This window comes from Edaphobacter sp. (genome assembly GCF_035532915.1).
In the GTDB taxonomy this organism is placed as follows: domain Bacteria; phylum Acidobacteriota; class Terriglobia; order Terriglobales; family Acidobacteriaceae; genus Edaphobacter.
The window spans coordinates 1-4,693 of the sequence record NZ_DATKQC010000023.1; the positions used below are offsets into that span (position 1 = coordinate 1).

The following is a 4,693-nucleotide window of genomic DNA, read 5'->3' on the forward strand; positions in this document are numbered from 1 at the left end:
CGCATCCATGATCTCTGCAATCGCTTGACCATTGGCGGCGATATCGTGGCTGATCGCGTTGTCCAGAGTGGGATTGATCTGGACGATCTCAGCAAGGGTCTCGCGGTCGTTTAAGTCGAAGTCATATGCGTGGATTAACGCGACTTTATCCGCCCGGCCATTCTGCTGATCATAGAGCCGGGCTACGATAACCCGCATCAGTCGAATCAGTCCTCGGGTTTGCTGGAACCCAGGATTCTCGCGAAAGCGCGCATAGAGATCGCGAATGGCGAAGTGGAACGGGTAGGACTCGACAAGTTGTGCCGCAAACTTCTCAGGAGAGGCGCTGGTGATGTCCATTTGCTTAGCGTCCCGAACAGCTTGCGCGTATTCCTGTGCAACCTCCCGGATGTCCTCTTGATCCGGCAGCTTTTCAAAAAGTCTAGTGCGTAGGATGTGGTAGATCTCATCAGTATTTAGACCCACAGGTTCAAGCGTCATGGCTCCGCGGCCTACTTCCGCCTCAAAGTCACTGAGCGCCTCGTTGAGCTGCGTTGTGCCGCTCTTGTGCGTAGCCTTCAAATCGGATATGACGACACAGACGTTCGCCAACGCGTCCTTGCCCACAGCTACAAGAAGATTCGACAGGGCCGTTGTCGTTACCCGAGCGAGGTTCGAATCACCGATTGACTTCGACCTCGCATCTTCAAAATACGGCGCAAGCTCATCGAGCAGGATCAGCGTCGGCTGGCCCTGAAGCAGGTTGATCCAGGCGGTCTGTCCAGGTGCGGACAGCGGTGCGTAGTAATTCTTGAATGTTTCCTTCTTGCCCAGCTGCTCGGCGATAGCTCCCCAAACGCCGAGAGGGGCGTCGCTCTCGCGCCCCGTGAACGCAACAACCCGGACTTCGCCGAGGCCCTTCGTGTCGTAGAGGTCACCTATGACCTTCTTGCGAATTTCAGGATGCTTTGCAAGAAGCCCCAGTGCGATCATATTGTGGGTCTTGCCACCGCCCATGGCTTGGGAAAGCACAAAAACGCCTTGCTGTGAGGCACCTTCGAACCTTCTGAATGCCTCTTTGAGCAGACGCTTCATTCCATCAGTGCGCCAATTCTCTTCGAAGAAATCCGCGGGGGCGATCTTGTTCTCAATAAGGTCGGTCAGGTCGAGAACGACATCGCGACGGGCTCGGTCAAAAACACTCTTCCTGGGCAGACAAAGTTGCTTGAGGCTCTTCACGCGCGGGCTCTCCTAAATTGCTGAAATCACAACGGTTCCCCGGGACTGACAGGCGAACCCGTGTGGCTAGTTCACAACCGGAGAGCTCAATTGCTAAATCATCGAGATGCATTAGTTTACACCTTGCCACGTAGGGCACGGGCGGCAGTTCACCGATCTGGCACAATGCATATCTCATCCCTGCCGTTAAGCAAAGCAGCAGGAAACGCTCAACGTTTCAGTTTGGCGCACTGTTCCTCTGTCAGATTCAGGAAAACGCCACCCCGTCCGATCTCGATCGCGTGGTCCAGCGCCTGCCGGCTCTCCAAGTTCGACAACCCACCACCTCGCCGCACCAGCTCGACGACTTTGTCAGACGATGTGAAGCGGAGTTTCCGAGGCAGGGGAGTCTGCAGGTCTTCCTCCAGGAACTGGCAATGCCAGCCACAGCGACACTGGAACGACATGTACACACGGTGCCGGCGATCCTGGCTGGTCATGAAAGCAGGATAGGCGAATATATGGCGAATAATATCCGCCTTGACCACGTTTTTCACAGTTAACAGCTTGCACTGGCGATTGCTGAATGATAATGTGACTACACGACCGCACGATTGCACGACCATGGAGGACAACATGAGCAGGCCAACTATCGCGGAACTCGAAGCAATTCTGGACCGTGAGGAGGAAGTGGAGATTGAAATCCTGCCAAACGGCGAGGTCCGAGCCAAAAACCAATCCAACTTCGCCGAAACGGGTGGGCGCAAGCCTTTGACCATGCGTGAAGATCTGGGCGGAGAGTATGCAAAGGGCTAGGAGACGAAACCATGGATATTAGGCGCATCCAGGTGGAGGTTGCCCAGGCAGCAACATATTTCGCTGTTGTGGAGGCCCATCCCACCGCTGACGGCGGGGTCTACGTAAAGGCCCTGCTGCAAACTCCGATGAAGAATAGTTACATCGCCACCATCACGTTTCCGAACTACCCGAATCAGATGCCGAAGGTCTGGATCACCAAGCCGGTCCTGCCGAATAGTCGGCACCGGTACAACGACGGTACGATTTGCTATTTGCACCCGAATATGTGGAATCCAGGACGCCACGATCTAACTTTCGTGCTGAAGCGGGCGGCGAAGTGGCTGAACAAGTATGAGGTCTGGCGCAGCAATGGCCGATGGCCAGGAGCGGAGTTAATGCACTGATGCACTACCAGTTTGCACTCCTATCAGTGACCGAATTGCGCAATGGTCCCGGTGAGATTCTGGATCGGGTAATGCGCGGCGAATCGTTCGTCATCGAGCGCAACGGTCGTCGTACTGCCTGCCTCGTTCCATTATCTGTCTTTTTTCCGGATATCCCTCCTACGCGCATTGCTGACGAGATTGAGGAACTTGAAGATCACCAGGAGGAGCAGCGCATCACCATTACTGAGGATCGCGAGTTGGCGTTCCGTTTTCCATTGAAGCTGGCTGATGAAACTCCCGTCGATCTAACAGTAATGCTGCCCCACGGATATCCCAATAGCTGCCCCCGTGTGTACGCGTCTCCGATCCGCGAAGACGCACCCCATCGGTGGAAGGATGGCGCGCTGTGCATGTACGGAGTGATGAGCGGATGGAATCCTGGCAAGCACACCGTCTTTTCCACGCTGGAACTCGCACGGCAATGGCTTCGGCATTACGACCAATGGCAGCAAACCGGCCAGTGGCCCACGCTGGAAGGGAGTATCGAATGAACGATGATAACCGGCTGTTCACACGCATCGCGCCTCTCTTTGATGTAGGCCTCCTAAGCGAGGCCAGCGTCCTTGTCGCCGGCTGCGGATCAGGCGGCAGCCAGGTTGCGCTGCAACTGGCGATGTCCGGCATCCGCAACTTCTTCCTGCTCGACAAGGAAGAACTTGAGGTAGAGAATGTCATTCGCCATGCCTGCGGTCTGCGCTATGTGGGCCAGGACAAGATCGATGCGCTGGCTGATGTCCTGCTCGACCGCAACCCAGCGATTAACATCAACGGGTACAAAGAAGACATCATGACGTATGTCGGCCTTGCAGAGCTGGTGAAACAAAGCACCGTAGTCATTCTGGCCACAGACAATGAGCCGACGCGATACCTTCTGAACCAGCTGTGCGTGGAAACCCAGACCCCTTTCGTTGTGGGCAAGGTTTTCACCCGTGGCATCGGTGGAGAGGTTTTCTCCTATCGCCCCGGCGAGGGCGGCTGTTTGGCATGCCTCGAAAGGACGCTAGAGCGCAGCCAATACCGCGAGGGCATCCGGGAGATCGACTTAGTGTCTGAGGAAGAGCGGGAGAAGCTTTATGGCATGGAGATCAGCGAAATCAGGGACTCGCCAGGCCTGAATGTAGATATCTCGTTCATCACCAGCTTCCATACCCGGTTTGCGCTCGATGCCATCGCACGGACGCTCCCGGAGCGACCGAAGCATTTGCCGCAGATTCAGGAGAACTATGTGGTCTGGGGTAACCGGCCGACCCATCCCTTCACAAAACATTTTCAGCTGCAGCGGATAACTCTGGCTCCTCAGGAAGGCTGCCTGGTATGTGGAAAGCGAGAAACCGAATGAAGATTCACGCAACGAGGAACGTCAGCCTGATCCTGCCGGAAGATGCGCTCCGGGTCATCTTCGACGAGTGCGACGGTTTTGATCGGGATGAGACCGGAGGCCGTGTCGTCGGCACCTTCGAGAACAACGGCGGCAAGCTCAGGTTGCGCATCACCGGGATGATCGAATCCGGGCCGAGGGCGAGCCGTTCGCCTGTCAGCTTCTTTCAGGACGGCGAACATCAGGAACGCATCTTCCGTCAGATTGAGCACAGCCATCCGGAGACCGAACATTTGGGCAACTGGCACACTCACCACGTCAACGGACTGGCCACGCTCAGCAGCGGAGACATCGCGACTTACCGTAAAACGGTCAATCACCCAAACCAGAACACCCCGTTCTTCTACGCGCTCCTCGTGGTTGCAAAGCACATCACCACGAATCCCCTCAAGCGCTACAGCATCAAGCACTTCCTCTTCCTTCGCGACGACGAGAATGTGTACGAAATTCCTCAGCGCGACGTTGAAATCGTCAATGCGCCCCTGGTCTGGCCTGCCGTAACCGCACACAGCAGTGCAGCTGAGCGGCATCCACGTGCTGACAGGCACGCGGCGCCAGATCAATTCGGAGTAAACCCGGAGCGCGTCTATGATCGCGACATTATCGGTGAGTTCTATGCGGGCATTCGTTCCTTCAGCTCCCCGAAGCTTGGTCTCTATTGGCGCGGACCGGTCGAACTTGTGGACGGCTCGAAAGTTCAGATTGTCCTCGTGGAAGACTGTTCCTCAAGCAAACCGACTTATTCCGTAGTCTTGCGAGAACCCGGCAGCGCCCTGGGCGCGGTCGCTGAAGAATTGGCGAACGTGGAGTTCTCCTCCGCCCGTGCGGCGCTGGTCACGACCGAGCGCAAGTGCAATCGTGTCCTTTATGAGCA

Annotated in this window: 7 protein-coding genes; 5 read left to right on the plus strand and 2 right to left on the minus strand. The window is 56.1% G+C overall.

Annotated features, from left to right (window positions below; translation table 11 throughout):
* Nucleotides 1–1,218: DUF499 domain-containing protein (locus VMU57_RS00950; RefSeq protein WP_325379856.1), on the minus strand; the 1,218-nt coding region annotated here is incomplete at its 3' end.
* Between the two features lie 209 nt (nucleotides 1,219–1,427).
* Entirely contained in the window at nucleotides 1,428–1,754 is a 327-nt protein-coding gene (locus VMU57_RS00955; RefSeq protein WP_325379858.1) for a hypothetical protein, read from the minus strand.
* Between the two features lie 79 nt (nucleotides 1,755–1,833).
* Between VMU57_RS00955 and VMU57_RS00960 the strand changes: the two genes are divergently transcribed.
* From VMU57_RS00960 to VMU57_RS00980, 5 genes are all read left to right on the plus strand, one after another.
* Nucleotides 1,834–2,013: a hypothetical protein gene (locus tag VMU57_RS00960; RefSeq protein WP_325379860.1), complete on the plus strand. Its 180-nt coding sequence runs from the start codon at nucleotides 1,834–1,836 to the stop codon at nucleotides 2,011–2,013.
* 11 nt (nucleotides 2,014–2,024) lie between these two features.
* Nucleotides 2,025–2,399: a hypothetical protein gene (locus tag VMU57_RS00965; protein ID WP_325379862.1), complete on the plus strand. Its 375-nt coding sequence runs from the start codon at nucleotides 2,025–2,027 to the stop codon at nucleotides 2,397–2,399.
* Nucleotides 2,399–2,932 (plus strand): type II toxin-antitoxin system prevent-host-death family antitoxin, encoded by a 534-nt coding sequence (locus VMU57_RS00970; protein ID WP_325379864.1) that lies wholly within the window; start codon nucleotides 2,399–2,401, stop codon nucleotides 2,930–2,932. The genes VMU57_RS00965 and VMU57_RS00970 overlap by 1 nt, the downstream gene beginning before the upstream one ends.
* Nucleotides 2,929–3,780, plus strand: coding sequence for a ThiF family adenylyltransferase (locus VMU57_RS00975; protein WP_325379866.1), 852 nt, complete (start codon nucleotides 2,929–2,931; stop codon nucleotides 3,778–3,780). Before VMU57_RS00970 ends, VMU57_RS00975 begins: the two co-directional genes overlap by 4 nt.
* Nucleotides 3,777–4,693, plus strand: a 917-nt coding sequence (locus tag VMU57_RS00980; protein WP_325379868.1) for a hypothetical protein, incomplete at its 3' end; no start/stop codon positions are given. The genes VMU57_RS00975 and VMU57_RS00980, both read left to right, overlap by 4 nt.